This is a genomic window from Ruegeria sp. CDSB114 (assembly GCF_059611025.1).
Window position 1 is genome coordinate 907,406 of record NZ_JBXWOT010000001.1, and the last position, 26,489, is coordinate 933,894.

The 26,489-nt window shown below is 57.2% G+C and carries 24 protein-coding genes; 11 read left to right on the plus strand and 13 right to left on the minus strand.

Translation table 11 applies throughout. The features are described from left to right. Positions 1-15: 15 nt before the first annotated feature. From AC2FIP_RS04515 to AC2FIP_RS04540, 6 genes are all read left to right on the plus strand, one after another. Complete coding sequence (locus tag AC2FIP_RS04515) at positions 16-2,910, plus strand: formate dehydrogenase subunit alpha (protein WP_496785311.1); 2,895 nt, start codon at positions 16-18, stop codon at positions 2,908-2,910. An 11-nt stretch (positions 2,911-2,921) separates the two neighbouring features. Continuing rightward, positions 2,922-3,515 (plus strand): formate dehydrogenase FDH3 subunit beta, encoded by a 594-nt coding sequence (fdh3B, locus tag AC2FIP_RS04520; protein ID WP_085821701.1) that lies wholly within the window; start codon positions 2,922-2,924, stop codon positions 3,513-3,515. A 119-nt stretch (positions 3,516-3,634) separates the two neighbouring features. Then, positions 3,635-4,816 (plus strand): formate dehydrogenase subunit gamma, encoded by a 1,182-nt coding sequence (locus tag AC2FIP_RS04525; RefSeq protein ID WP_496785313.1) that lies wholly within the window; start codon positions 3,635-3,637, stop codon positions 4,814-4,816. Continuing rightward, complete coding sequence (locus AC2FIP_RS04530) at positions 4,817-6,079, plus strand: c-type cytochrome (protein WP_496785314.1); 1,263 nt, start codon at positions 4,817-4,819, stop codon at positions 6,077-6,079. It begins immediately after the preceding gene. Between the two features lie 13 nt (positions 6,080-6,092). Next, positions 6,093-6,218 carry a hypothetical protein gene (locus AC2FIP_RS04535; protein WP_271946568.1) on the plus strand — a complete coding sequence of 42 codons (126 nt, stop codon included), beginning with the start codon at positions 6,093-6,095 and terminating at the stop codon, positions 6,216-6,218. Then, on the plus strand, positions 6,219-7,091 hold the full coding sequence (locus tag AC2FIP_RS04540) for a substrate-binding domain-containing protein (RefSeq protein ID WP_281972249.1): 873 nt from the start codon (positions 6,219-6,221) through the stop codon (positions 7,089-7,091). A gap of 2 nt (positions 7,092-7,093) precedes the next feature. Here the strand turns inward: AC2FIP_RS04540 and AC2FIP_RS04545 are convergent, their stop codons facing one another. The 9 genes from AC2FIP_RS04545 to AC2FIP_RS04585 form a co-directional block, all read right to left on the minus strand. Further along, entirely contained in the window at positions 7,094-7,909 is an 816-nt protein-coding gene (locus AC2FIP_RS04545; protein WP_496785315.1) for an ABC transporter substrate-binding protein, read from the minus strand. Positions 7,910-7,927: 18 nt separating this feature from the next. Beyond that, the gene (locus AC2FIP_RS04550) at positions 7,928-8,662 is read right to left on the minus strand and encodes an ATP-binding cassette domain-containing protein (protein WP_496785317.1); all 735 of its coding nucleotides are present in this window, start codon (positions 8,660-8,662) and stop codon (positions 7,928-7,930) included. Then, a complete protein-coding gene (locus AC2FIP_RS04555) occupies positions 8,655-9,368 on the minus strand; it encodes an ABC transporter permease (protein ID WP_496785318.1) in 714 nt (237 codons plus the stop codon). The genes AC2FIP_RS04550 and AC2FIP_RS04555 overlap by 8 nt, the downstream gene beginning before the upstream one ends. Before the next feature lie 153 nt (positions 9,369-9,521). Then, a complete protein-coding gene (locus AC2FIP_RS04560; protein ID WP_271946556.1) occupies positions 9,522-10,511 on the minus strand; it encodes an ABC transporter substrate-binding protein in 990 nt (329 codons plus the stop codon). Between the two features lie 60 nt (positions 10,512-10,571). Next, entirely contained in the window at positions 10,572-11,417 is an 846-nt protein-coding gene (locus AC2FIP_RS04565) for an ABC transporter permease (RefSeq protein ID WP_496687640.1), read from the minus strand. Continuing rightward, entirely contained in the window at positions 11,414-12,346 is a 933-nt protein-coding gene (locus tag AC2FIP_RS04570) for an ABC transporter permease (RefSeq protein ID WP_142634380.1), read from the minus strand. The genes AC2FIP_RS04565 and AC2FIP_RS04570 overlap by 4 nt, the downstream gene beginning before the upstream one ends. After that, positions 12,339-13,133, minus strand: a complete 795-nt coding sequence (locus tag AC2FIP_RS04575; RefSeq protein WP_496785319.1) for an ABC transporter ATP-binding protein — start codon at positions 13,131-13,133, stop codon at positions 12,339-12,341. Before AC2FIP_RS04575 ends, AC2FIP_RS04570 begins: the two co-directional genes overlap by 8 nt. Before the next feature lie 54 nt (positions 13,134-13,187). Further along, positions 13,188-14,642, minus strand: coding sequence for a dihydropyrimidinase (gene hydA, locus AC2FIP_RS04580; protein WP_496785321.1), 1,455 nt, complete (start codon positions 14,640-14,642; stop codon positions 13,188-13,190). Between the two features lie 93 nt (positions 14,643-14,735). After that, on the minus strand, positions 14,736-15,986 hold the full coding sequence (locus tag AC2FIP_RS04585; RefSeq protein ID WP_496785323.1) for a Zn-dependent hydrolase: 1,251 nt from the start codon (positions 15,984-15,986) through the stop codon (positions 14,736-14,738). A gap of 169 nt (positions 15,987-16,155) precedes the next feature. On the opposite strand from AC2FIP_RS04585, the gene AC2FIP_RS04590 reads away from it, so the two are divergent. Then, positions 16,156-16,764, plus strand: a complete 609-nt coding sequence (locus AC2FIP_RS04590; protein ID WP_142634388.1) for a TetR family transcriptional regulator C-terminal domain-containing protein — start codon at positions 16,156-16,158, stop codon at positions 16,762-16,764. Positions 16,765-17,016: 252 nt separating this feature from the next. On the opposite strand, the gene preA is transcribed toward AC2FIP_RS04590, so the two are convergent. The 3 genes from preA to AC2FIP_RS04605 all read right to left on the minus strand — a co-directional run bounded on the left by preA (position 17,017) and on the right by AC2FIP_RS04605 (position 20,491). Continuing rightward, positions 17,017-18,321, minus strand: a complete 1,305-nt coding sequence (preA, locus tag AC2FIP_RS04595; protein WP_496695114.1) for an NAD-dependent dihydropyrimidine dehydrogenase subunit PreA — start codon at positions 18,319-18,321, stop codon at positions 17,017-17,019. A gap of 45 nt (positions 18,322-18,366) precedes the next feature. After that, complete coding sequence (locus tag AC2FIP_RS04600) at positions 18,367-19,701, minus strand: NAD(P)-dependent oxidoreductase (RefSeq protein WP_496785325.1); 1,335 nt, start codon at positions 19,699-19,701, stop codon at positions 18,367-18,369. Positions 19,702-19,858: 157 nt separating this feature from the next. After that, a complete protein-coding gene (locus AC2FIP_RS04605; RefSeq protein ID WP_496700762.1) occupies positions 19,859-20,491 on the minus strand; it encodes a cupin domain-containing protein in 633 nt (210 codons plus the stop codon). Between the two features lie 171 nt (positions 20,492-20,662). On the opposite strand from AC2FIP_RS04605, the gene AC2FIP_RS04610 reads away from it, so the two are divergent. The 3 genes from AC2FIP_RS04610 to AC2FIP_RS04620 all read left to right on the plus strand — a co-directional run bounded on the left by AC2FIP_RS04610 (position 20,663) and on the right by AC2FIP_RS04620 (position 23,743). Then, a complete protein-coding gene (locus tag AC2FIP_RS04610; protein WP_496690721.1) occupies positions 20,663-21,658 on the plus strand; it encodes a GT-B fold glycosyltransferase domain-containing protein in 996 nt (331 codons plus the stop codon). Between the two features lie 72 nt (positions 21,659-21,730). Then, on the plus strand, positions 21,731-23,023 hold the full coding sequence (locus AC2FIP_RS04615) for an O-acetylhomoserine aminocarboxypropyltransferase/cysteine synthase family protein (RefSeq protein WP_271946534.1): 1,293 nt from the start codon (positions 21,731-21,733) through the stop codon (positions 23,021-23,023). Positions 23,024-23,026: 3 nt separating this feature from the next. After that, complete coding sequence (locus AC2FIP_RS04620; RefSeq protein WP_496785326.1) at positions 23,027-23,743, plus strand: GNAT family N-acetyltransferase; 717 nt, start codon at positions 23,027-23,029, stop codon at positions 23,741-23,743. Here AC2FIP_RS04620 and AC2FIP_RS04625 read toward each other — a convergent pair. Next, a complete protein-coding gene (locus tag AC2FIP_RS04625) occupies positions 23,740-24,435 on the minus strand; it encodes an SIMPL domain-containing protein (protein WP_496785327.1) in 696 nt (231 codons plus the stop codon). The genes AC2FIP_RS04620 and AC2FIP_RS04625 overlap by 4 nt on opposite strands. A gap of 164 nt (positions 24,436-24,599) precedes the next feature. Between AC2FIP_RS04625 and AC2FIP_RS04630 the strand changes: the two genes are divergently transcribed. Continuing rightward, positions 24,600-26,477: a hypothetical protein gene (locus AC2FIP_RS04630; RefSeq protein WP_496785328.1), complete on the plus strand. Its 1,878-nt coding sequence runs from the start codon at positions 24,600-24,602 to the stop codon at positions 26,475-26,477. Positions 26,478-26,489: the final 12 nt, after the last annotated feature.

Genomic DNA, 26,489 nt, shown 5'->3' on the forward strand with positions numbered 1-26,489 from the left:
CAAGGGAGGAAAGAAATGCTTAGGAAAAAGACCAACGGGGTTGCGAGACGCTCCCAGCGGACAAGTATCCTGTCCCAGGTCGGCGAGAAAACCGTCGATCGCCGCGCATTCCTGCGCGGATCGGGCCTGACGATCGGCGGGTTGGCCGCGATCAGCGCCACGGGTGGAACCGTGACGCCAGCCAGTGCCCAGTCAGCGGCCAATCAAGCCGTCGAAAACATTAAATCCATATGCACGCATTGCTCGGTCGGCTGTACCGTTGTGGCCGAGGTGCAGAACGGCGTCTGGATCGGGCAAGAACCCGGCTGGGACAGCCCTTTCAACCTGGGTGCGCACTGCGCCAAGGGGGCCTCGGTCCGTGAGCACGCCCATGGTGAACGCCGCCTGAAATATCCGATGAAAAAGGAAGGTGGCGAGTGGAAGCGCATCAGCTGGGAAGAGGCGATCAACGAGATCGGCGACGGCATGATGAACATCCGCGAAGAATCCGGACCGGACAGTGTGTACTGGCTTGGTTCCGCGAAACATAACAACGAACAGGCCTATCTGTTCCGCAAGTTCGCCGCCTATTGGGGCACGAACAACGTGGACCATCAGGCCCGTATCTGCCACTCGACCACTGTTGCAGGTGTTGCGAATACATGGGGCTACGGCGCCATGACCAACAGCTATAACGACATCCACAACTCCAAGGCTATCTTCATCATCGGTGGCAACCCGGCCGAGGCACACCCTGTCTCTCTGCTGCATGTTCTGCGCGCAAAAGAACAGAACAACGCGCCGCTGATCGTCTGCGACCCGCGCTTTACGCGCACCGCAGCGCATGCGGATGAGTATGTCCGGTTCCGCCCCGGCTCTGACGTGGCTCTGATCTGGGGTATCCTCTGGCACATCTTCGACAACGGCTGGGAGGACAAGGAGTTCATCCGCACCCGTGTCTGGGGCATGGATCAGATCCGTGAAGAGGTCGCCAACTGGAACCCGGAAGAAACTGAGCGTGTGACCGGCGTACCCGGATCACAGCTTAAGCGCGTGGCGCGCACCATGGCCAACAACCGTCCTGGCACGGTGATCTGGTGCATGGGCGGCACCCAGCATACCAATGGCAACAACAACACACGCGCCTATTGCGTGCTGCAGCTGGCGTTGGGCAACATGGGAACGTCGGGCGGTGGCACCAACATCTTCCGTGGCCACGACAACGTGCAGGGTGCGACGGACCTTGGTGTTCTGTCCCACACCCTACCCGGCTATTATGGGCTGTCCGCAGGGGCATGGGGCCACTGGGCGCGCGTTTGGGGTGAAGACCCTGAATGGCTGTCCGGCCAGTTCGCCTCGATCAAAGACAAGGACGGTAAGGATAAACCGCTGCAGAACGAGCGCGGCATCCCGGTCTCTCGTTGGATCGACGGTGTTCTGGAAGACCCCGCCAACATGGATCAGGACAACAATGTCCGCGCCATGGTTTTGTGGGGCCATGCACCGAACTCGCAAACCCGCGGGCCGGAAATGAAGACGGCGATGGAAAAGCTGGACATGCTGGTCGTGATCGACCCGTATCCCACCGTTTCCGCCGTTCTGCATGATCGGACCGATGGCGTTTACCTACTGCCGGCCTGTACGCAGTTCGAAACCCGTGGCTCGGTCACGGCCTCGAACCGCTCGTTGCAGTGGCGCGACAAGGTGGTCGAACCGCTGTTCGAAAGCCTGCCGGACGAGGTCATCATGGCCAAGTTCGCCAACAAATTCGGCTGGGCGGATCGGTTCTTCCGCAATATCGAGATGGAGGATGCCGAAACCCCGAATGTTGAAAGCATCACGCGTGAGTTCAACTCGGGCCTCTGGACCATCGGCTATACCGGCCAGTCGCCAGAGCGTTTGAAAAGCCACATGGCCAATCAGCACACGTTCGACAGAACCACGCTGCAAGCTATAGGTGGACCAAACGACGGCGAATACTACGGTCTGCCCTGGCCGTGCTGGGGAACGCCAGAGATGGGTCATACGGGGACACCAAACCTCTATGACATGTCCAAACCGGTGGCCGAAGGTGGCCTGACCTTCCGCGCGCGCTTTGGCGTGGAACGTGATGGTGACAACCTGCTGGCCGAAGGGGTCTATAGCGTTGGGTCGGAAATTCAGGACGGATACCCTGAGTTTACGATGCAGATGCTGATGGATCTTGGTTGGGACGGCGATCTGACGGCCGAAGAACGTGCGGCCATTGACGCCGTTGCGGGGCCAAAGACCAACTGGAAAACCGACCTGTCAGGCGGCATCCAGAGGGTTGCGATTGCACATGGCTGTGCGCCCTTTGGCAACGCCAAGGCCCGCACCGTGGTCTGGACTTTCCCGGACCCGATCCCGTTGCATCGCGAGCCGCTTTATACCAACCGGCGCGATCTGGTAGAAGACTATCCGACCTATGAGGATCGTCAGTCCTATCGCCTGCCAACCCTGTATGCCTCGATCCAGAAGAACGACTTTTCAAAGGATTACCCGATAATCCTGACGTCTGGTCGTCTGGTCGAGTATGAGGGTGGCGGCGAGGAATCCCGGTCGAACCCCTGGCTGGCCGAGTTGCAACAGGACATGTTTGTCGAGATCAACCCCCGTGATGCCAACAATCTGGGCATTCGCGATGGGGCTCAGGTCTGGGTCGAAGGGCCTGAGGGCGGCAAGGTCAAGGTGATGGCGATGCTGACCAACAGGGTTGGTGCCGGCGTGGCCTTTATGCCATTCCACTTTGGCGGCCATTTCCAGGGTCAGGATCTGCGGGACAAATACCCCTCAGGCGCTGATCCCTATGTGCTGGGAGAAAGTTCGAACACCGCCCAGACCTATGGCTATGATTCAGTAACCCAGATGCAGGAGACCAAAGCGACTCTCTGCAAGATCTCAGCAGCGTAAGGAGGACGACAATGGCTAGAGCAAAGTTTCTCTGCGACGCTGAACGCTGCATCGAATGCAACGCCTGCGTAACCGCGTGTAAGAACGAGCACGAGGTGCCTTGGGGCATCAACCGCCGCAGAGTGGTGACGATCAATGACGGCGACCCGGGCGAACGCTCGATATCGGTTGCCTGTATGCATTGCTCGGATGCGCCTTGTATGGCGGTGTGCCCGGTTGACTGCTTCTATCAGAACGAAGAAGGGGTCGTCCTGCACTCCAAGGACCTGTGCATTGGCTGCGGCTATTGCTTCTATGCGTGCCCGTTCGGCGCGCCGCAATACCCGCAGGCGGGCAACTTCGGATCACGTGGCAAGATGGACAAATGTACCTTCTGCGCCGGTGGCCCCGAGGAAACGCACTCGACCGCAGAGTTCGCCAAATACGGTCGCAACCGGATCGCAGAAGGCAAACTGCCCATCTGCGCCGAGATGTGTTCCACCAAGGCCCTGCTTGCCGGTGACGGCGACGTGGTATCGGCCATTTATCGCGAACGCGTCGTGGCGCGCGGTTTCGGGTCTGGCGCCTGGGGTTGGGGCACGGCCTACGACCAAAAAGACGGCTGATCCATAGCTGAACTTTCCCCGGCGCGTACCGCGTGCCGGGGAGCACTAAGATTTTTCGACGAAAAATCTCTGCCCGCCCGCAATCGGGCCTACGCCAATGACCGCGTCACGAGGTTCATATGATTTTCCTGCGACTTCTGTTCTGTCTCATTGTTTTGACTGTTCCTGCCCTTGCTCAGGATGCTCCGGATCGCAATTCGACGGGTGGTGCGACCACGCTCGAGGATATCTTGGCCCGGCAGCGTGGCGAGACGGTCGATAACGGTTATCGCTCAGGTAACACCGGTCAAGGCAACGCCGAAGGTCTGATGGGCCAGTTGGGCACACGTGGCGTGGCGTCTGACAGCGACGTCTATCGCGCTTTGCGCTATGGCTCGGCGGATGTGACGGTTTCGTCGAACGGTCCTGCGGCCAGCGTCTTGATACAGGACGGTGGCATGTGGTGGTTGAATTTCCGAACAGGCCCATTGCGCGATTACGGCACGTATATTCTGGCCGGGATGCTTGGCATTCTGCTGCTGTTCTTCTTGATCCGGGGTAAAATCCGCATTGATGGTGAAAAGACGGGACGCACGGTTACGCGTTTCTCGGGCTTTGAGCGGTTCGGACATTGGCTGTTCGCGGGCTCTTTCCTGATCCTTGGCCTGACCGGTTTGCTGACCCTTTATGGTCGAGACTTTCTGATCCCGATCTTCGGGAAAGAAGGTTTTGCAGCCATAGCGCAGGGCTGCAAATGGCTGCATAACAACCTCGCCTGGGCCTTCATGCTTGGTTTGATCATGGTCACTGTGAACTGGATCGCCCACAACATCCCCAACCGCACCGACCTGAAATGGCTGGCCGCCGGCGGCGGGTTGTTCACGAAAGGCAGCCATCCCCCGGCCAAAAAATTCAACGCGGGTCAAAAGATCATCTTCTGGGCCTGTATCCTGCTGGGCGTATCGATCAGCCTGTCTGGCCTGTCTCTGCTGTTCCCGTTTGAGATGCCGCTGTTTGCTAAGACCTTCTCAATCGCAAATGCCACCGGCATCCCGCAGATGTTGGGTCTGAACCTTCCGGTGCAGATGTCCCCCCAAGAAGAGATGCAATATGCTCAGGTTTGGCACGTGATGGTCGCCTATGTCTTCATCGCCATCATCATCGCGCATATCTACCTGGGCTCGGTGGGCATGGAGGGCGCTTTCGACGCGATGGGCACCGGCGAGGTCGAGGAACAATGGGCGCGTGAGCACCACTCGCTTTGGCTGGAAGAGGTCCAGGAAAAAGAGGCCAATAAGGCAGCGGCCTCGCCTGCGGAATAGATGCGCGGTCTAATCCTTGCACTGGTGTTGACCCCCCTGCCCGCAATGGCCGAGTTCTTTACGCTCAAAGGTCATGGAGGACCGATCATGGGGATTGCCGCCGCGCCGGACGGCCGGATTGCGACGGCCAGCTTCGACAACTCCGTCGGCCTGTGGTCAGACCGCACGCCGCAATGGCTTGAAGGGCACGAGGCTGCCGTGAACAGCGTCGCCTTTGGCGACACAGCGATCTATTCTGCTGGTGACGACTTTACCCTGCGCCGGTGGCCGGATGGCCAAATCCTCGGGCGGCACAAAGGCAAGATCGTCGATATTGCTGTTTCAGACTCCTACATCGCCACTGCCAGTTGGGACGGCACGATAGGGGTTTGGCCGCTTGACGGGTCAGAGCCAAGGATATTGGGGCCCACAGGCAGCGGTGTGAATGCTGTTGTGTTCACACCAAACGGGGATGCGCTGTATACCGGCGGGGTTGATGGGGCGGTTCGTCTTTGGGATGTCGCAACCGGTCAGGAAAAACTGCGACTGGTTGATAACGGGTTCGGCATCAACGAACTGGTCCTGAATCCCCATGAAAACTGGATTGCCTATGGGGCCGTCGATGGCGTCACGCGCATTCGTGATCTGACTACAGGCGACGAGCATGATTTCACCCTGGACCGCCGTCCAATCCTTGCGCTGGCTCTCAGCCCGGACCGCCGCCTGCTGGCGGTGGGGGATGGTGAGGGTCATATCATGTTGGTCGATACCATCGACTGGCGCATCGCGCAGGATTTCCGGTCCACACTCCGCGGCCCGGTCTGGGCGCTGGCCTTCTCAACCGATGGTAAAAACATCTATGCAGGTGGTATAGATGAGGCGATGTATAGCTGGCCGGTATCTGACCTAAATGATCAACAACGGATGGCCGCGACTGAACCAAGTTTTCTGAAGAACCCTGACCAGATGAATAATGGCGAACGCCAATTCGTGCGCAAATGCTCGATCTGTCACAGCCTGACGGCGGACGGGCACAGACGTGCTGGACCTACGCTCTCTGGTGTGTTTGGTCGCCGGGCGGGCAGCTTACCGGGATATTTCTACTCGGACACGCTGCAAGACTCTGATATCATTTGGAATGACGAGACGATAAATGCCCTTTTCGACCAAGGACCAGACCATTACATTCCGGGATCGAAGATGCCCATGCAACGGATTACACAAGCGGATGACCGCAAAGATTTGATCGCCTTTCTGCGCCGCGTCACGGCACCGGAAAACTGAACCGGAGGTAAATATGAAAGCCTTTCTAGCCGCAGTTGCCACGATGGCTGTAATTGCCGTCGCTGCGCCGTTTGCCTTAGGCCAATTCGGATTCAGCGCGGCGAATGCCAGCGCGGGTTCGGCCGTGCGCCTCGACTGAATGTCAGAATACCTGACCACCAAAGAACTGGCGGACCTGCTGCGCATTGGCGAGCGTAAAGCCTATGACCTTGCCTCATCCGGCGAGGTCCCCTGTGTCCGTGCCATGGGCAAACTCTTGTTTCCAAGGGCCGAAGTCATTGCCTGGCTGAACGCATCGCGTAGCGGACCGCAGGTCGCAGAACCGTCGCTGCCGCCGATCGTGGCGGGCAGTCATGATCCGCTGTTGGATTGGGCTCTGCGGGAAAGCGGGTCGGGCCTGGCAACTTATTATGACGGCTCATTTGACGGCTTGAATCGTCTGAAAGAACGATCAGCGCAGGCTGCGGCGCTGCATATCCACGAGACAGACGGATTCAACACGCAATCTCTGCAGGACCATCTGGGAGAGGCACCCGTCATTCTGTTCGAACTAGCAAAACGCCAGCGTGGGCTACTGATGGCCCCCGGTGTGACTGGGATATCGGACTTTTCTGACCTCAGGGGCCGTCGCATTCTTCTTCGTCAGGACAGTGCCGCCAGTCAACGGTTGTTCGACACGCAACTGCAGGCGCACGGCCTGAACCGAGACGATCTGGATACCCTGCCGACCTGCGCACGTACCGAAGAAGAGCTGGCCATAGCCCTGCATGACAGCAAAGCCGATGCCGGATTCGGCCTGGGTGCGCTTGCGGGGCTGTACAATCTGGGCTTTGCCCCGACCCATACCGAACGCCTGGACCTTGCCATCTGGAGGCGCGCCTATTTCGATGGCCCGATGCTTCGGTTGCTCGGCTTTGTGCAATCCGACCGCTTTGCCACCCGGGCAGAAGAATTCGGCGGGTATGACTTGTCGGATCTGGGAACCATCCATCACAATGGAGCCAGCGGCTAACCCTATTGGGCGTTGGGAAAGAACAGCTGCTGGCCGTCGAGCGTGTAAGATGCGATGGCCGCCTGCCCTTCGGGCCCGGTCAACCAGTCAATAAAGCGCTGCCCCGAGGCCGCCCGCACTTTGGGATGCTTGTCAGGGTTCACAAGAATAATCCCATATTGATTGAACAGGAGTGGATCGCCCTCAACCATGACCTCAAGGTTTCCCTTGTTGCCAAAGCTCTGCCAGGTCGCCCGATCCGTCAGCGCATAGGCAACCATCCCACTAGCCACGTTCAGTGTCGCCCCCATCCCGGATCCAGTTTCCCGGTACCAAGTGCCCGAAGCGTCGGTCGGGTCGATACCGGACGAGGCCCAATGGCCCAATTCTGCCTTATGCGTCCCACTGTCATCCCCGCGCGAGGCGAAGGGCGCCTTCGCCTTAGCCACGGCGGTCAGCGCCGCGATAATGTCAGTCCCACCTTTCACTTTGGCGGGATCGGATTTTGGCCCTACAAGGACAAAATCATTGTACATCACGTCCGACCGCTCAACACCCCAACCATCTGCCACAAACTTCTCTTCGGCAGGTTTGGCGTGAACCAGCAAGACGTCCCCGTCACCGTTGATCGCATTGCGGATCGCCTGCCCTGTACCAACAGCCACCACGCGGACATCAATCCCGCTTTCGGCTTCAAAGCCTGGCAGGATATGGTCGAACAAGCCCGAATTCTGCGTCGACGTGGTTGATTGGACTACAATAAATGGGGTTTCGGTCAATGCGGCTGTAGTGTTCAGGCCAAGCGCTATTACTGCAGCCCCGACGAATTTGCGGATCATTTGAACTCCATATTCTGATTAGGTTACCAGACCACCGGCAACAAACCGGCGCGCGGCGTCACTTGTCGGGGCATCCAGCACTTGTTTGGCAGCACCGTGTTCGACCACGTGTCCGGACTGCATCATGACGATATCCGCTGCCAGACGGCGTGCCTGACCGATATCGTGGGATACCATGACAATGCGCACCCCTCGGTTCGAAGCGCGCAAGATCATCCGTTCGATCATCTGCGTAGCACCGGGATCAAGCGAACTGGTTGGTTCGTCCAGGAACAAAGTCTCCGGGTCCAGCGCCAGCGCGCGCAGGATGGCCAGCCGTTGCGCTTCGCCCCCGGACAGCGATCTGGCGGACTGGCGCGCCTTACCCTCTAGCCCACCTTCGGCCAGCAATTCGTCGATCCGGGATTTGCGAGTTGCACGGGACATGCCCTGACGCTTTAGCACAAAATCAAGATTGGCTGACACGGACCGGCGCAACAGAACCGGTCTTTGAAACACCATCGCCTGTCGTGATTTGTGATACGCATTCAGGGCAATCCCGTCCTGCTGAACCTTGCCGCTATCCGGGACGATAAGCCCGTGTAAACAGCGCAAAAGCAGGCTCTTGCCCGCTCCGTTCGGCCCAAGGATCAAAGTTGGTCCCAGCCCCATCAGGGATAGCTCTGGCACTTGAAGCAGTGTCTTTCCTTTGCGGGAAATCTGTAAACTGTGAACAGAAAGACATTTCACAATCTCGGGCACCAGATCACGCATGGCGCAACCCTTCCTTCTCGGCCCGCAGGCTAAGCGTGCAGACCATGGCGTTTACTGCGATGGCTATGGCAATCAGGATGGCCCCAAGCGCAAGCGCCAACGCCAAATTTCCCTTGGACGTTTCAAGGGCGATCGTCGTCGTCATCACCCGCGTGACGTGGTTGATATTGCCGCCAACGATAATAACCGCTCCAACTTCGGCAATCGCACGGCCAAACCCCGCCAGCAATGCCGTAACAAGAGACAGCCGCGCATCCCACAATAGCACCGGAATCGATGCCATCCGCGACAGGCCGAGTGAGCGGAGTTGCTCGGAATATTCCTCGGCCAGCATTTCGACCACTTGACGTGTCAGTGCGGCAACGATCGGGGTCACCAGAACGACCTGAGCAATAATCATCGCCGTTGGTGTGTAGAGTAATTCAAGGACCCCCAACGGGCCGGAACGCGATAGCATCAGATAGACCAGCAAACCTACCACAACCGGGGGCAAGCCCATCAAGGCATTCATCAAGACGATTAGAATCCGCCGCCCTGGAAAACGCGCAACGGCCAAAGCCGCGCCCATGGGCATCCCGATAACGGCAGAAATCAGAACGGCAAAAACAGAGACTTTCAGGGACAACAGAACAATCGCCCACAGCTCCGGATCCCAATGAAGGATCAAAGCAAGCGCCGACCTGAATTCTGTTGTAAAATCCTGCATTATCTACCCAGTATCCCCCATGTTGAACAGTTTGCTATATTTTACAGTTAATTACTATGACAAACGCCCTACAAGTGCAGTCACATTTTCGACGCTTCCAACAAAAAACGCGGCCCCGTTTGGGACCGCGCCATATTCCATCGTGAACCTGACTCAGTTCAGTGCTGCATCCGAAATCTGATGCGTCCAGGCACCTTCGGGTTGTTTGGTGATAACGGGATCAGAACCACCGGCAAGCAGCGTCCCTACAGTGCGCTCAAAATCCGCCGGATCAAGCGATCCGTTTGAGCCCGCAGTCAGCTTGGCAATCTCACCCATCATACGTTTCTGATGCGCTTCGGTCTGGGCGCCAGTCGCGTCATTTTCAAGCACGATATCGGCCGCTTCATCTGGGTTCTCTTCGGCATATTTCCACCCCTTCATCGACGCCCGCACGAAACGTTCCATCTTGTCGACAAATGCCGCGTCGCTCAGGTTCTCTTCAAGAACGTACAGGCCGTCTTCCAGCGTCGCGACGCCCTGATCTTCGTATTTGAATGTGACCAGTTCGTCGGGGCTGACGCCGGAATCTATGACCTGCCAGTATTCGTTATAGGTCATGGTGCTGATGCAATCAGCCTGACGCTGCAGCAGCGGGTCGACATTAAAGCCCTGCTTCAAAACCTCGACGCCATTTTCGCTCTTTCCACCGGTATCAATGCCCAGCTGGCTCATCCAGCTCATGAAGGGGAATTCGTTGCCAAAGAACCAGACGCCCAGTGTCCGGTTCTTAAGGTCTTCTGGTGCGGAAATACCGGCATCTTTCCAGCAGGTCAGCATCATACCCGAGCTTTTGAAAGGCTGGGCAATATTCACCAGCGGCAGGCCCTTTTCGCGCGCGGCCAACGCAGCTGGCATCCACTCGACCGTCACGTCAGCGCCGCCACCGGCAATGACCTGTGTCGGCGCTATGTCCGGGCCGCCTGGCAGAATGGTGACATCAAGACCTTCTTCTTCGTAGAACCCTTTGTCTTTGGCCACGTAATAACCTGCGAACTGAGCTTGCGTGACCCATTTCAACTGCAATGTCACCTCATCCGCTGACCAGGCTGCACTGGCGGCCAGGCTAAAGGCGGCAACCGCCCCGCTGAGTATCTTTTTCATCTTCACATCTCCTAGTTTCAGTTGGCGCCCCATTTTTCATTTTTGGGGTCTGTTGAATTTTTATCCGCGCTGCGATGGGTGCCAGAAGGTCACCGCCTTTTCGATCATGGCCACCAGACCATAAAACGATGTCCCGGCCAAAGCCGCCACTACGATCTCGGCCCAGACCATATCCAGTGAGAGCTGCCCCACGCTGGTTGATATCCGAAACCCCATGCCAAGCGTCGGTGAGCCAAAGAACTCGGCCACGATAGCGCCGATCAATGCAAGGGTGGTGGATATCTTGAGACCATTGAAAACAAATGGCATCGCGGCAGGCAAGCGCAGCTTCAGAAAGCTTTGCCAATAGGTGGCGGCATAGGTCTCCATCAGGTCGCGCTGCATTGCTGTCGCCTCGCGCAGCCCGGCGACGGTGTTCACCAGCATTGGGAAAAAGACCATCACGACAACCACCGCCGCTTTGGAGTGCCAGTCGAACCCGAACCACATGACCAGAATCGGCGCGGTGCCAACAATCGGCAGAGCGGCCACGAAGTTGCCCACGGGCAAAAGCCCAAGGCGCAGAAAATCCCACCGGTCCACTGCAATCGCCATCAGGAAGGCGGCTCCACAGCCGATGATGTAACCGCTCAGCGCACCCTTGATGATGGTTTGCACGAAATCCATCCAAAGCGTTGGCAAACTGTCCCAGAACCGAATCCAGATAACCGATGGAGCGGGCAGAATGACCAAAGACACCTCAAGGCCGCGCACTAAAAGCTCCCAGATGACGATGATAGTCAGACCAAAGATCAGCGGAGCCAGAAACCGGACCATCCGCGTATCAGCATAAGGCCCGCTGGCCAAGCGGCTGTTCAACCACCATCCCAACAGCCACACACCGAGTGCGCCCAGAATTGGTATCATTGCGCAATCCCCATCCGTTTCAGGACCGACTTTTCAATCAGCCCCAGAAGCCCCACAAGACAGGCCGCCAGAATCGCCGCCGCAAACAGGGCCGACCAGATTTGCACGGTCTGACCATAATAGCTGCCTGCCAGCAGGCGCGCGCCCAGTCCCGCAACTGCCCCGGTGGGCAATTCCCCCACGATGGCCCCTACCAATGAAGCCGCAATGCCTATCTTCAGCGATGTGAACAGATACGGCATCGAGGCCGGCAAACGCAGCTTCCAGAACCCCTGCGCGTGGCTCGCGCTATAGGTACGCAGCAAATCCAGTTGCATCGCATCAGGGCTGCGCAAACCTTTGACCATGCCGACCACGACAGGAAAAAAGCTGAGATAGGCCGATATGACCGCCTTGGGGATAATCCCCTGCACGCCAACGGAATATAGGACCACAATGATCATCGGGGCCAGAGCGATGATCGGGATGGTCTGGCTGACTATCGCCCAGGGCATGACCGACAGGTCCATGACCCGGCTATGTACGATCCCAACAGCCAGCAGAATTCCCAGACCGGTGCCAATGGCAAAACCCAGTATCGTCGCACTCAGCGTCACCCAGCCGTGATAAACCAGCGAGCGCTTTGAGGTGATTTTCTTCTGAACTGTTGTCTTCCATATCTCAACGGCCACCTGATGCGGAGCGGGCAACCGCGGACGATCCTGTTCCCACGTGGCTGGAATGGCAAAGCTATTGTCCAGAACCAGGCTGAATTCGGACAGATCGCGACGATCTTTTGCCGAAGGTGGCTGAACAGTTGCGCCGGCCCGTTCTTGTTCGGTCAGAACGCCTTTGATATTCATCGGAATACAAGCGGCGTACCAAAAGGCTACTATGACGGCCAGTACCGTCAATACAGCCCAGAATGCCTTGAACCCGCTGCTATTCATCCGAATGCCCCGCGCGCAACCCTTCTCGCACCCTATGGGCAACTTCGATGAATTCCGGCGTGTCGCGAATATCGAGCGGCCGCTCTTTCGGCAACGGACTGTCGATCACGTCAGTGATCCGTCCGGGCCGAGGGCTCATTACAACGATCTTGGTGCTCAGATAGACGGCCTCAGGGATGGAATGGGTGACAAACCCAATGGTCTTTTCAGTCCGCGCCCAAAGTGCCAGAAGCTGCTCGTTCAGGTGATCGCGGACAATCTCATCCAACGCGCCAAAAGGTTCGTCCATAAGCAGGATATCTGCATCAAAGGCCAGCGCCCGTGCAATGCTGGCCCGTTGCTGCATTCCACCCGATAACTGCCAAGGAAACTTTCCGCCAAACCCTTCAAGATCAACAAGTTCCAAAACCTTGTTTACGCATTCTTCCTGCTCGGCAGCTGTAAACCCCATGATTTCAAGCGGGAGCTTTATGTTCTTGGAAATGGTGCGCCAAGGGTACAGACCCGCGGCCTGAAATACATAACCATAGGCCCGTTTCCGCCGCGCTTCATCCGGGGTCATACTGTTGACGGTCAATGTCCCGCCAGTCGGAGTTTCCAACGCAGCGATGCACCGCAAAAAGGTGGTCTTACCACAGCCGGAAGGTCCGATGAAGCTGACGAATTCTCCCTTTTCGATGGTCAGGTTCACATTCTTCAGCGCGTGGACCGGCCCGTCATTGGTCTGAAAGGTCAGATCCAGTTGCCGCGCCTCGATTACAGGCGGTGCAGCGGTTTCAATATTCATTCCATCCCCTTGAACTTAAACCGTAATAAGGCGTGATATCTGCCACATATTCTGTCATACACCGGTTGCTGGAATACCCGTGCGTACCACCGGTCGCGGCGCAGTCAGCTCTTTCCAAGTACTCAGCGCCTTGTTGACGGTTGTATTGGCCTCGCGTTCAACAAATTGGCCATGGCCTTCCTGAGTCCTGATCTCTCCGTCATGCACTGCAACCTGCCCACGGGTCAGAGTAAAGCGCGGCAAGCCTTTGACCTCTTTGCCCTCAAACACGTTGTAGTCGATCGAAGATTGCTGAGATTTCGCGCTGATCGTCTTGCCTTTCTCAGGATCCCACACCACCAAATCGGCATCGGCACCTACAAGAATTGCGCCCTTTTTTGGATAACAATTCAATATCTTGGCGATATTTGTTGAAGTGACTGCCACAAATTCATTTGGCGTCAGCCGACCAGTGTTCACCCCATGAGTCCACAGCATCGGCATCCGGTCTTCCAACCCTCCGGTACCGTTCGGGATCTTGGTGAAATCCCCCACGCCAAAGCGTTTCTGATCCGTCGTAAAGGCGCAATGGTCGGTGGCCACGACACTCAACGAACCAGATTGTAATCCGTTCCACAGGCTATCCTGATGCTGCTTGTTTCGGAACGGAGGGCTCATGACCCGCCGCGCCGCGTGGTCCCAATCCTGGTTGAAATACTCGCTCTCATCCAAGGTCAGATGCTGGATCAAAGGTTCCCCCCACACCCGCTTGCCCTGCATCTTGGCACGCCGAATGGCCTCATGCGCCTCTTCGCACGATGTGTGCACCACATACAGCGGCACTCCGGCCATATCCGCGATCATGATCGCGCGGTTGGTCGCTTCGCCCTCGACCTGCGGCGGGCGGGAATAGGCATGTGCCTCGGGGCCTGTATTGCCTTCGGCCAACAGCTTGGCGCTGAGCTCGGCAACAACATCGCCATTCTCGGCATGCACCATGGCCGTTCCACCCAGCTCGGCAAGACGCTTGAACGAAGCATACATTTCATCGTCATTGACCATCAACGCGCCCTTATAAGCCATGAAATGCTTGAACGTGTTGATACCGCGTGTCTCGATCACCGTCTTGAGGTCATCAAACACCTGCTCGCCCCACCAGGTCACCGCCATGTGGAAAGAATAGTCGCAATTTGCACGTGTCGACTTGTTATCCCAGCGCTTGAGCGCATCCAACAGGCTTTCACCTGGGTTGGGCAGAGCGAAATCAACCACCATCGTGGTTCCTCCGGCCAATGCCGCCCGGGTTCCGCTCTCAAAATCATCGCTGGAATAGGTGCCCATGAACGGCATTTCCAAATGCGTATGCGGGTCGATCCCGCCAGGCATCACATAGCAGCCTGTCGCATCCAGTTCCGTGTCACCTTTCAGGCCCGGCCCAATCTCGGTGATCACCCCATGCTCGACCCTCACATCCGCATGGTAAGACAAATCCGCGGTTACGACGGTCCCGTTCTTGATAACAGTGCTCATATCAATCTCCCTGATGCGGTCTGCGCCGCTTGCTTCATCTGGCTACAAATACCTCGGGGGGAGTCGCCCAACGGACGACGGGGGCAGAGCCCCCTATTCCACAATTCCAGCCGTCTCTACGACCGCATGAAACAGAACATCCGCCCCGGCGGCAGCCCAATCCTTGCTGATTTCTTCGGCTTCGTTATGGCTTAGCCCATCCACACAAGGGCACATCACCATCGCTGTTGGTGCAACCCGGTTGATCCAGCAGGCATCATGACCGGCGCCCGAAATGATATCTGTATGAGAATAACCCAACCGTTCAGCCGCATCGCGCACGGCTGCCACGCAGCCTTCATCAAATTGCACCGGATCAAATCCGCCGACCTTCTCGAATTCGATCTGTAGGCCCATCTCATCCACGATATCTTCGGCCGCTACGCGCAGACGATTTTCCATATCGGTGATCACGTCCAGATCGGGCGAACGGAGATCGACAGTAAACACAACTTTCCCCGGGATCACGTTACGCGAATTCGGAAACACATCAATATGCCCCGCCGCACCCACCGCGTGGGGCGCATGGGACCAAGCAATCTCGTCAACCTTTTCAAGGATACGCGCCATCGCCAATCCGGCATTCTTGCGCATCGGCATCGGCGTAGACCCGGTATGGGCGTCCTTTCCGGTAACTGTAATCTGGGTCCAGCTGAGACCCTGACCATGGGTGACAACGCCGATATCCTTCCCCTCGGCCTCAAGAATGGGGCCCTGTTCGATATGCAGCTCAAAAAAGGCGTGCATCTTTCGGGCACCAACCTCTTCGTCACCGCGCCAGCCAATGCGGCTCAGCTCATCTCCGAACTTCTTACCATCGGCATCCTCACGGTCATAAGCCCAATCCTGCGTATGCATCCCGGCAAAAACCCCCGAGGACAGCATCGCAGGTGCATAGCGCGTGCCTTCTTCATTCGTCCAGTTGGTCGCAACGATTGGATGTTTGGTCTTGATTCCCAAATCATTGAGCGTGCGGATGATTTCCAACCCGCCCAATACACCCAGAACACCGTCATATTTGCCGCCTGTCGGCTGCGTATCCAGATGTGAACCCACATAGACCGGCAATGCCTCGGGGTCCGTGCCCTCTCGATGCGCAAACATATTGCCCATTTGGTCCAGCCCCATGGTGCACCCAGCCTCTTTGCACCATTTCTGAAACAGCGCGCGGCCTGCCGCATCTTCATCCGTCAGGGTCTGACGATTATTGCCCCCCGCAACACCCGGGCCAATCTTGGCCATCTCCATCAGGCTGTCCCACAACCTGTCGCCATTGATCCTGAGGTTCTGCGCCGGAGCTGCCATCCTAGTCTTCCCTGTTGCTTGCGATTTGCTCGCTTTTGGTGTCTTGATTTGACCATCTGGTCAAACTCACGCTATCACGGGTTCGACATCAGTCAAGAAATAGCAGAGCTCGGTGGGAATTTTTGGCATATTCCGCACTTGCGAGCCCAAAAATCAGACAGGCAAAGACATGTCCAAAGATCGCGCACCAACACGAATTCAGAAAAAAAACCGCGCTGCAATTCTAGAAGCCGCTTTGAACGTGTTTTCTGCCTACGGTTTCCGCGGTGCCACCGTCGACCAGATTGCTGCCGAGGCCGGGTTGAGCAAGCCGAATCTTCTGTATTATTTCCCCTCAAAAGAAGCGATTCACACGGCCCTTCTATCTGGCCTTCTCGAGATTTGGCTGGCCCCCCTCCATGATCTCGACGCCGACGGGGACCCATTGGAAGAGATACGCGCTTATATCCATCGCAAACTGCAAATGAGCCGGGAACTTCCGCGCGAAAGCCGTCTGTTTGCCAATGAACTGGTCCAGGGTGCGCCACGCATACACGATGCATTGTCCAATGATCTCAAAACTTTGATGGATGAGAAGACCGCAATCCTTACGGCCTGGATGGAACAGGGTAAAATCGCGCGCCTCCATCCCTACCACCTTATTTTCTCCATCTGGGCTTTGACACAGCATTATGCGGATTTCGATGTCCAGGTTCGGGCCATTCTTGGCGACGAAGACCCATATGAGGGTGCTGAACCGTTTATCGACACGCTCTACCGCAAATTGCTGGCGCCTTAGGTTTTCGTTAGCCGGAACCCGCTCACCCTGAGCCTAGGATGACGCTACTCTTTTCTTCCCTGTCCACACACACGTGCCGTGGTAAGGCTTTCGTTGGGTGGGTAGAGCGAGAAGTGGGACATAAGGCGTTCCAAGACTAAGTGAGGAGGCGCGGATATCATCTGATCCGCACCGCCACCCAATATGTCGCAAACTGCCACAACGCCCCCCATCGACATCCTGTTCTAAGAAGATTCGACGAATTTTCTTGGACTACTCGGCGGCTTTCGCCATTGGATTGTTGGGATGGGTTGTCCAGTTGCTATATTCGGGCTGCACTTCCTGTCCCGTGCGCGGGTCGATTTCGCCAGCGTCCATCGGCACCATGGAAATACATCCCTCGACCGGGCACACATCCACGCACAGGTTACAGGCCACACATTCGTCATCCATAACCTCGAACACGCGCTCTTCGGACATTGAAATGGCCTGGTGGCTGGTGTCTTCGCAGGCGGCATAGCAACGACCACACTTGATGCACTGATCCTGATCAATCTTGGCTTTGGCGACATAATTCAGGTTCAGATATTGCCAGTCGGTCACGTTCGGAACCGCAAGACCGACAATTTCCGAGACGTCCTGATACCCTTTTTCATCCATCCATTTCGACAGACCCGCCGTCAGTTCGTCAATGATCTTGAACCCATAGGTCATCGCCGCCGTGCAGACCTGAACATTGCCGCAACCCAATGCCATAAACTCTGCTGCATCGCGCCAGGTAGTCACACCGCCAATACCCGAGATCGGCATTCCGTTCGTTGCCTGTCCACGCGAAATCTCGGACACCATCGACAGGGCAATCGGTTTCACCGCAGGGCCACAATAGCCGCCGTGGCTGCCTTTGCCGTCAATCGAGGGTTCAGGGCTGAAGCTATCCAGATTGACACTGGTAATCGAGTTAATCGTGTTGATCAGCGATACCGCATCCGCACCACCATTCTTTGCGGCTTCTGCCGGCTTGCGGATATCAGTGATATTCGGCGTCAGTTTCACGATGACCGGTCGGTCATAGTATTTCTTGCACCAGCGCGTCACCATCTCGATATATTCCGGCACCTGCCCTACGGCCGCCCCCATCCCGCGCTCGCTCATTCCGTGTGGACAGCCAAAGTTCAGTTCGATCCCGTCGGCACCGGTTTCGGCAACACGCGGCAGGATAGCCTTCCAGGCTTCTTCCTCGCACGGCACCATGATCGAGGCGATCAGGGCGCGATCTGGATAATCAGACTTAACCCGCGCCATTTCTTCAAGGTTTACCTCTAATGGGCGGTCTGTAATCAGCTCGATGTTGTTCAGACCCAACAACCGACGGTCTGCGCCGTAGATCGCCCCATACCGCGGGCCATTAACATTGACGACCGGTGGACCTTCGGACCCGAGTGTTTTCCACACGACCCCCCCCCATCCGGCCTCAAAGGCACGGCGGACGTTATATTCCTTGTCCGTCGGCGGCGCAGATGCCAGCCAATATGGGTTGGGGCTTTCAATTCCCAGAAAGTTCGATTTCAAATCAGCCATTTATCCGGCCTCCCTGATGCTTGCAGGCATCTTGATCATTGAGTTTCACGCAATCAGACTTGCGTGGATATCCATCGCGGCATCGCGCCCCTCGGCCACTGCGGTCACGGTCAGGTCATCCCCGCCTGCGGCGCAGTCGCCTCCGGCCCAGACCGCTTGTACCGATGTGCGCCCGGCGCCCGTGACGGCGATCTTGTTCCCGTCCAACGTCAGCCCTTCGGGCGCTCCTTCCAGCGTCTGACCTATTGCCTTCAGCACCTGATCGGCAGGCAGGCGGGTTTTCTCGCCGGTGCCCTTCAACTGACCGTCATGGCTGGCAGTATACTCCAATTCGATCTCGGCGGCTGCCCCGTTGCCGTGTACGGCTACGGGCTGAACATTGGTCATGATCCTGACGCCGTGCGATGCGGCCAGATCCTGCTCATAGCGGCTGGCACCCATCGCCTCGCGTCCGCGCCGGTAGGCGATGGTGACGTTTTCCGCGCCCAGCAATTTCGACTTTACAGCTGCGTCAACCGCGGTCATGCCGCCTCCGATGACGACGACATTCCGCCCAACGGGCAGCTCAGCCAGATCGGCCGCCTGACGTACATCCGAGATAAAGTCGACCGCGTCGCGCACGCCGGTCAGATCCTCGCCGCCCGCCCGCAATGCATTCACACCTGTCAGACCGATGGACAGGAAAACCGCATCATAGTTGTCAACAAGGCCATCCAGCGACAGGCCCTCGCCCAGAACCGATCCGGTCTCAATGGTGATGCCACCGATCCTCAGCAACCAATCGATCTCAGCCTGAGCGAAATCATTGGTCGATTTATAGGCAGCGATTCCATATTCATTCAGACCGCCCGGTTTGGGGCGTCTTTCGTGAATGACCACGTTATGCCCCAGCATCGCCAGCCGATGCGCGCAGGCCAGACCTGCGGGCCCTGCCCCGATCACGGCCACCGTTTTGCCGGTGACTGCAGCGCGCTGGAACGGATGATCGTCCGAGGCCATAACGCTGTCGGTCGCATAGCGCTGCAAACGCCCGATCTCGACTGGCGATCCTTCGGCGGTTTCGCGTACGCAGACTTCCTCACACAGAGTTTCGGTCGGGCATACACGGGCGCACATGCCCCCCAGAATGTTCTGGGCAAGGATGGTCTCACCCGCCGCTTCGGGTTGTCCGGCCTGGATTTGGCGCATGAACAACGGAATATCGATGTCGGTCGGACAGGCCGTCACACACGGCGCGTCATAGCAGAAATAGCACCGATCCGCGGCCACGGCGGCCTCATGCGGGGCAAGTGGTGGATGCAGATCCGTAAAATTCGAGGTCAGCTCATCGCTGGAAAGCCTCCCGGAGACTATGCCGGGGACCATCTGGCCCTGTGCCATCGCTCTACTCCCTGTAGATATGTTGTTATGGCCTCAGCTTGGCACAATCTGATTTTTTATCAAATGGTAAATTTTGCCAAATGGTCAAAAAATGAATAACCAGGCCGAAACACCCGGTTTTTTGCTGTGCATTGCTGGTTTTTTGGGCCGGAACCGCTCAGATCATCTGTGACAGGTGCCCGGATTTGATCCAAATTCGCGCGCCCTCTGCTCCGGCCAAAGCAGTGGAACGCGCACCTGGCGGTAATCTCAACCAGTCCCAGACCGAAAATTCTTCGTCGGATTCCTGCACCGAACCTGCGATGACAAACAACTCCAACCCATCGACTGCATCCAGATCCAGCTTTTCGCCAGGTGACAGATTCAATACGCGAACATCTTCGCGTGCGTCCTTGAAAAGCTGAAGATTCGAATCCCCGGTAATCGACCGACGAATTTCGGTCCTGTCCTCAGGGTCAAACTGGTGCAGTTTGACTAGTATCGTCGCGCCTTCTTTTGCCGAAGGCGTATGGGAAGATGTCGGAGGATTGCGCACATAACTACCTGCAGGAAAATCACCGGTCTCGTCCTGAAACACACCGTCCAGCACCAGATACTCCTCTCCTCCATCATGCGTATGGGCGGCAAAGGCGCTTCCTGGGGCAAAGCGGACAATCGTGGTGGCGCGGGCGACCTCTTCCCCGATCCGGTCCAACATCTTGCGCTCGACCCCTGCGGCAGGTGACGCAATCCAGTCATTCCGGTCGAAATGCACAGCAACACGTTTTGTGAAATCTGCGTTAACTCTCATGCGGCTTCTCCTGTTTGGTCTGGTCTCTAGATGGTTGCGCAAGTCCTGAATTCAAAATTCAGATGTATGATCTATGATCACATCTGGTTTTGTGCCACGTCTCTACCTAGTGTACGCCCAACCAAAATTCGAGCAGTGCTGGCCCAACGCCACGAACCCGAGAGACGCCCGATGCAGACCGCCAACAATAAATTCAATATCGTGGTCATCGGCCAAAACAATCGGCTGCAATACGAGGCACTGCTGTTTGCAGCCTCGTTACGACACAGCTGTCCCGATTTCGCTGGCCGCCTGTTTGTAGCCGTTCCTCAACCGGGGGCCCGATGGTCACAGGATCCCAGCATTCAGGATGAGGATGTCCTGAAAGCGCTACATCAGCTTGGGGCCGAAATTCTACCGTTTGAAAACCGGGCTTTCGGTGGAAGCTATCCCTATGGAAACAAGATCGAGGCGCTCTTGGCCCTGCCCGAGGGGGAACCGTTTGTCTTTTTCGACAGCGATACGCTTGTCACCGGAGACCTGAATAGTGTGCCCTTCGATTTTGACCGCCCCGGTGCCTCGCTGAAAGTCGAGGGAACATGGCCGCGCCCGACCCTGTATGGTCCGGGGTATGACGGTATCTGGCGCGCCCTGTATGAGCGGTTCGAACTGGATTTCGACAGCTCATTGGACAAGGCCCAACCAGCCGAATACTGGCGGCGCTACCTGTATTTCAATGCGGGTTATTTCTTTTACAGATGCCCACGCCAGTTCGGCGAACGGTTCCTGGAATATGCCTGTACCATCCGGGATGAGGATATCCCGGAACTCGCGGGCCAAACACTGGACCCATGGCTGGATCAGGTCGCATTACCGCTGATTATCCATGCCCTTGGCGGCGGCCGCGACGCACTGCCCACTGGCCTGCTGGACGGGTCGGTCACGTGCCACTACCGTCTGTTTCCTCTGCTGTATGCCCGCGAAAGCGACCATGTGATCGAGGTTCTGGAAACCGTGGTTGCGCCCAACAAGTTCAAGAAAGTGCTCAAGGGCTATGACCCAATAAAGAAACTGGTGCTCCAGCGCAAAGGGCACAAAATACGCGAGATGTTCGATCGCGAAAACCTGCCTCAGCGCGAGCAGGTCATTCGCAACAAGATCAAAAGCAAAGGTCTATGGATGCGCTGACAGCAATGTTGTGCGCACGCGTCCAATCGCCTAGAGATTCTGCAACACATAGCCCAACAGGAGATTTTCACCATGTCTGACGGCCCCACCTACGGTTTCGACACGCTTCAAATTCACGCAGGCGCACGCCCTGACCCGGCAACAGGTGCGCGTCAGACGCCGATTTATCAAACAACGGCATATGTGTTTCGCGATGCAGACCACGCGGCGGCTCTGTTCAACCTGCAGGAAGTCGGCTTTATCTATTCCCGCCTGACCAATCCCACCGTGGCGGTTCTGCAAGAACGCGTGGCAACGCTTGAGGGTGGCGTTGGAGCAGTTTGCTGCTCGTCCGGTCATGCCGCCCAAATCATGGCACTGTTCCCGCTGATGGGACCTGGCTGCAACGTGGTGGCCTCGACCCGGCTGTATGGCGGCACGATCACTCAGTTTAGCCAGACGATCAAACGGTTCGGCTGGTCTGCCAAGTTTGTGGATACTGACGATCTGGATGCTGTGAAGGACGCGATCGACGAAAATACACGAGCGGTGTTCTGCGAATCCATCGCCAACCCGGGCGGCTATGTCACCGATATCCGCGCACTGGCGGATGTGACGGATGGCGCCGGCATTCCGCTGATCGTCGACAACACCTCGGCCACACCCTATCTGTGCCGCCCGATTGAGCACGGCGCGACGCTGGTTGTGCATTCAACCACCAAATACCTGACCGGCAACGGCACTGTCACCGGCGGCTGTATCGTGGATTCGGGCAAGTTCGACTGGTCCGCGAATGACAAATTTTCCTCGCTCAGCCAGCCGGAACCGGCCTATCACGGGCTGAAATTCCACGAGACATTCGGTCCGCTGGCCTTCACATTCCACGGCATCGCCATCGGCCTGCGTGATCTGGGCATGACGATGAACCCACAGGCGGCGCATTACACGCTGATGGGGATCGAGACCCTGTCTTTGCGAATGGAGCGTCATGTAGAGAACGCGCAAAAGATCGCAGCCTGGCTAGAGGCCGATGACCGCGTGGAATATGTGACCTATGCGGGCTTGCCGTCCTCGCCCTATCACGACAGGGTCAAGACGCATTACCCCAAAGGGGCCGGTGCGCTATTCACGTTTGCGGTCAAAGGCGGCTATGACGCCTGTGTCAAACTGGTGAACGCGCTGGAGATCTTCAGCCATGTGGCCAACCTGGGCGATGCGCGGTCGCTGATCATTCATTCGGCCTCGACCACCCACCGTCAGCTGACCCCGGAACAGCAAGAGGCCGCAGGCGCCGGTCCCGGCGTTGTTCGGGTTTCCATTGGCATCGAAGACGCCAACGATCTGATTGCCGATCTGGATCAGGCGCTGGCCAAGGCGACGGCCTGACAAATGGCTGGGCACGATACCAACGATCTTGGCCAACCCGTCGGCCGGCCGGTTTCGGGCAGTTTTCCGCGCCCGACGCCGCCATATACGCCGATGGAAGGCCGCTATTGCTCGGTCGTGCCCCTTGATGTGAACAGGCATGCGCCCGGTCTGCACCGGGCGTTTGCCAATGACACTGATGGGCGGAACTGGACTTATCTGCCCTATGGCCCATTCGACAGCGAAGAAGATTTCGCCGCCTGGACCCGCGCGTCCTGTATGGATGCCGATCCCATGTTCCACACAGTGCTAGACGGTGATGGCACCCCGATTGGCATGGCCTCGTTCCTGCGGATAGAACCTGCGGCCGGTGTGGTCGAGGTTGGGCACATCCATTTCTCACCGCTATTGCAACGCAGCCCGAAATCCACCGAGACGATGTACCTGATGATGCGCCGCGTGTTCGATGAACTGGGATATCGCCGTTATGAATGGAAATGTGACGCGCTGAATGCCCCGTCCTGCAGCGCGGCCCAAAGGCTGGGCTTTACCTTCGAGGGCATCTTTCGGCAGGCCACCCATTATAAGGGGCGCAACCGCGATACGGCCTGGTACTCGATCCTCGATACAGAATGGCCGCGCATCCGCTCTGCTTTCAATGCCTGGCTTTCACCAGATAATTTTGATCAGTCGGGCCAGCAGCGGCAATCCCTGATGGCCCGAACCAGCGACACATCCTAGTCGGAAATCAGAAATTCCATCGACACGTTGACCGAGACCGAAATTTCGCCCCCGGAAACCGGAACGCCGCCCTCAGCCGCCATGTTCATTGCACGCATTTGAGGCATGGGATTGAACCCTCCGGCCTGTTCGCGGATCATCTGAACCGGACCCAGCGTGACTTCGGCCGCCTGTGCCAGTTGGTTGGCCTTTGCCCGCGCCTCACCGACAGCTTTGGCCCGCGCCTGTGCCTCGAGCGGTGCAGAATCCTGAATTCCGAAACTCAGCCCGCCGAAATTGTTGGCCCCGTCGTCAATGACCGCATCCATGATGGTACCCAACTGCGACAGATCGCGAACACGCACCACGACGCTGTTGGATGCGACAAAGCCGGAAATCTCGGGCCGCTCTCCGCTAGAACTGTTCCGCCCAGACCATACCGGCGACAAAGACAGATCACGTGTTTGCACATCACGGGTTTCGATCCCCATCTCATCCAGTCGAGTCAGAATTTTGGTCACCGCGTCCGAAGTCGCCTGCATCGCATTTGATGCCTGTGCATCTTCGTTTGTTACACCCAGGGTAATGGTGGCCATATCCGGGGCCGCATGCACCATGCCTACCGCATCAACAATGATGCGACGTTCTTCCGCAGTTGCCATCCCTACCGACGTCATGGCCAGCACAGCGGCCAGAAAAGCGATTTTCTTCAATATCTTCCCTCCAATTATCCTGATTTCAACATGGGGCTGCACCGGGTCACGGGGCAAGAGGAGACGCAGGCTTTTTCTTTCCCTCGGCGAGATCCTGCTTTAATGTCGGTCTGCGGACGAGGCATCGTTTGCATTGCAACTGACAATTATGGTTCTTCCGGATTATGAAACCCGCTTTTGCGCTGTCCATTTCTACAACCGGAATTTCTTTGCATCACAATTCCGATGGCGACTGGTTCGCCATAGGTGAGGTGTCGTTGGATGCCTCCAACTTGGAAGAGCAGTTGAAAGTGCTTCGGGACAAGGGGTTTGCGCTTGAAAATGACCTGAGTTGCAAGGTCGTCATCCCAAGGGATCAGGTCAAATTCATCAAATTCGATACCGCCGGATCATCCTTCGAAGACACCGAACAGGCTGTGCAAAACGCTGTATCCGATGCCACCCCTTATGACCTGACAGAGCTGGTATATGTCACGGCAGATGACGGGGCGACCACATGCGTCGCCGTCGTTCCACGCGATACACTGGAGGAAGCTCGGGGGTTTGTGCTGGGATACGGATTCGTTCCGGTCGCGTTCAGCGCTGCATATGAAACGGATGACTTTCCGACCGAACCGTTTTTCCCGCTTGGGGACGCGCCTGCGACGACAAACGCGCCCAAAGTGATCGCCACAGACCCCGCGCAGGATAGTCCGGTTGTTCACGCGATCGCCGATTCTACCGCTCCGACCAGCTTTTGGCCTGTCCAAAAAGTGGCCGCACCTAACTGGGCCTCTCTGCCATCAGTGCGAATTGCAGCGGCGGTGGCTTTGATGTTGGTGGCCGGTGGCATATGGAGCCTTTTCGGAGAAGACAGCCCTGCCCCTGCCGATTCAGAACTGGCCCTGCTGGACGAAACAATATCCCAACCCGAACCGAGTTCTGGACCTGTCGAGCCTGCAGAGACACCCGCAGCACAGGCCGAAGTCACAGTGCCTGAGACCGCAGAGCCAGAAATGGCACCGACCTCTGAATCAGAGCCCGAGCTGTCTGCAACCGACCAGGCCATTCTTGAGGCGCTGAACGTTGCGCCCGCGTTGGTAGACGAAATCGAGCTTGAGCCTGAACCTCAGTTAGTTCCGACACAGCCGGAGATCGAAATCACGTCACCGGGCCTTTTGATAGCGCCAGCGCAGGATCCGCAAATTGAGCTGTATCTGGCATCCAAAGACGACTCGAATCTGTCGCGTGATGCAATCGCATTGCCGCCAGTACACACATACGACACCGACCTGCCATTTGATTTCGAACCACTTTCAACCGCTGCCGGGGCTAGGTTCAACCTTGATGAGCGCGGGCTGGTAATACCAACCAAAGAAGGCGTCTTGAACCCGGACGGAGTGGTTGTCTATTTGGGAACACCTTCTAAAACTCCCCCTCCATCGGCTTTGGTCCGGCTGGAAAAGGCACCTGTTGAGGAAGTGGTCGACAACAGGCTGGCGACATTGCGACCGAAACCAAGGCCCGAGAACCTGGCCGAAAATTTTGAACGGCAGCGGCTTCAAGGGCGTACATTGAAGGAATTGTCTGGAATTCGCCCGAAACCGCGCCCGGAATCCCTGTTGCGTGCCCCGCCGCCCCCGGAATCGACTGAGCCCCTTGCGGAAATGAGGGTGCCGCGCCCCAAACTCCGACCGGCCGGACTGACCCGGCAGGCCAGTGCAGGTACTGCGACTTTGGGTTCGGCAGCTGGAATTGAACAGCTCAACAATGAGGTCGGAACGTTCCAGCCCAAAACCACAGCGCCCAAAATCCCATCCTCGGCTTCGGTTGCACGGCAGGCCACAATCGACAATGCAATCAACCTGCGGAAACTGAACCTGATCGGGGTTTACGGCAGCCCAACCAATCGCCGCGCATTGGTTCGGCTGCCCAGCGGCAGGTACAAAAAGCTCAAGATCGGGGACAGGCTTGACGGCGGCAATGTCATTGCTATCAGCGACAATGAATTGCGCTATCAGAAACGCGGGCGAAACGTAGTTCTCAAGATGCCACGTGGTTAAGAGGCGGCCTGC

Excerpts from the sequence above, each read along its gene's own strand:
- AC2FIP_RS04515 (WP_496785311.1), top strand. The coding sequence starts at position 16 with ATGCTTAGGAAAAAGACCAACGGGGTTGCGAGACGCTCCCAGCGGACA.
- fdh3B (WP_085821701.1), top strand. The coding sequence starts at position 2,922 with ATGGCTAGAGCAAAGTTTCTCTGCGACGCTGAACGCTGCATCGAATGC.
- AC2FIP_RS04525 (WP_496785313.1), top strand. The coding sequence starts at position 3,635 with ATGATTTTCCTGCGACTTCTGTTCTGTCTCATTGTTTTGACTGTTCCT.
- AC2FIP_RS04530 (WP_496785314.1), top strand. The coding sequence starts at position 4,817 with ATGCGCGGTCTAATCCTTGCACTGGTGTTGACCCCCCTGCCCGCAATG.
- AC2FIP_RS04535 (WP_271946568.1), top strand. The coding sequence starts at position 6,093 with ATGAAAGCCTTTCTAGCCGCAGTTGCCACGATGGCTGTAATTGCCGTC.
- AC2FIP_RS04540 (WP_281972249.1), top strand. The coding sequence starts at position 6,219 with ATGTCAGAATACCTGACCACCAAAGAACTGGCGGACCTGCTGCGCATT.
- AC2FIP_RS04545 (WP_496785315.1), bottom strand. The coding sequence starts at position 7,909 with ATGATCCGCAAATTCGTCGGGGCTGCAGTAATAGCGCTTGGCCTGAAC.
- AC2FIP_RS04550 (WP_496785317.1), bottom strand. The coding sequence starts at position 8,662 with ATGCGTGATCTGGTGCCCGAGATTGTGAAATGTCTTTCTGTTCACAGT.
- AC2FIP_RS04555 (WP_496785318.1), bottom strand. The coding sequence starts at position 9,368 with ATGCAGGATTTTACAACAGAATTCAGGTCGGCGCTTGCTTTGATCCTT.
- AC2FIP_RS04560 (WP_271946556.1), bottom strand. The coding sequence starts at position 10,511 with ATGAAAAAGATACTCAGCGGGGCGGTTGCCGCCTTTAGCCTGGCCGCC.
- AC2FIP_RS04565 (WP_496687640.1), bottom strand. The coding sequence starts at position 11,417 with ATGATACCAATTCTGGGCGCACTCGGTGTGTGGCTGTTGGGATGGTGG.
- AC2FIP_RS04570 (WP_142634380.1), bottom strand. The coding sequence starts at position 12,346 with ATGAATAGCAGCGGGTTCAAGGCATTCTGGGCTGTATTGACGGTACTG.
- AC2FIP_RS04575 (WP_496785319.1), bottom strand. The coding sequence starts at position 13,133 with ATGAATATTGAAACCGCTGCACCGCCTGTAATCGAGGCGCGGCAACTG.
- hydA (WP_496785321.1), bottom strand. The coding sequence starts at position 14,642 with ATGAGCACTGTTATCAAGAACGGGACCGTCGTAACCGCGGATTTGTCT.
- AC2FIP_RS04585 (WP_496785323.1), bottom strand. The coding sequence starts at position 15,986 with ATGGCAGCTCCGGCGCAGAACCTCAGGATCAATGGCGACAGGTTGTGG.
- AC2FIP_RS04590 (WP_142634388.1), top strand. The coding sequence starts at position 16,156 with ATGTCCAAAGATCGCGCACCAACACGAATTCAGAAAAAAAACCGCGCT.
- preA (WP_496695114.1), bottom strand. The coding sequence starts at position 18,321 with ATGGCTGATTTGAAATCGAACTTTCTGGGAATTGAAAGCCCCAACCCA.
- AC2FIP_RS04600 (WP_496785325.1), bottom strand. The coding sequence starts at position 19,701 with ATGGCACAGGGCCAGATGGTCCCCGGCATAGTCTCCGGGAGGCTTTCC.
- AC2FIP_RS04605 (WP_496700762.1), bottom strand. The coding sequence starts at position 20,491 with ATGAGAGTTAACGCAGATTTCACAAAACGTGTTGCTGTGCATTTCGAC.
- AC2FIP_RS04610 (WP_496690721.1), top strand. The coding sequence starts at position 20,663 with ATGCAGACCGCCAACAATAAATTCAATATCGTGGTCATCGGCCAAAAC.
- AC2FIP_RS04615 (WP_271946534.1), top strand. The coding sequence starts at position 21,731 with ATGTCTGACGGCCCCACCTACGGTTTCGACACGCTTCAAATTCACGCA.
- AC2FIP_RS04620 (WP_496785326.1), top strand. The coding sequence starts at position 23,027 with ATGGCTGGGCACGATACCAACGATCTTGGCCAACCCGTCGGCCGGCCG.
- AC2FIP_RS04630 (WP_496785328.1), top strand. The coding sequence starts at position 24,600 with ATGAAACCCGCTTTTGCGCTGTCCATTTCTACAACCGGAATTTCTTTG.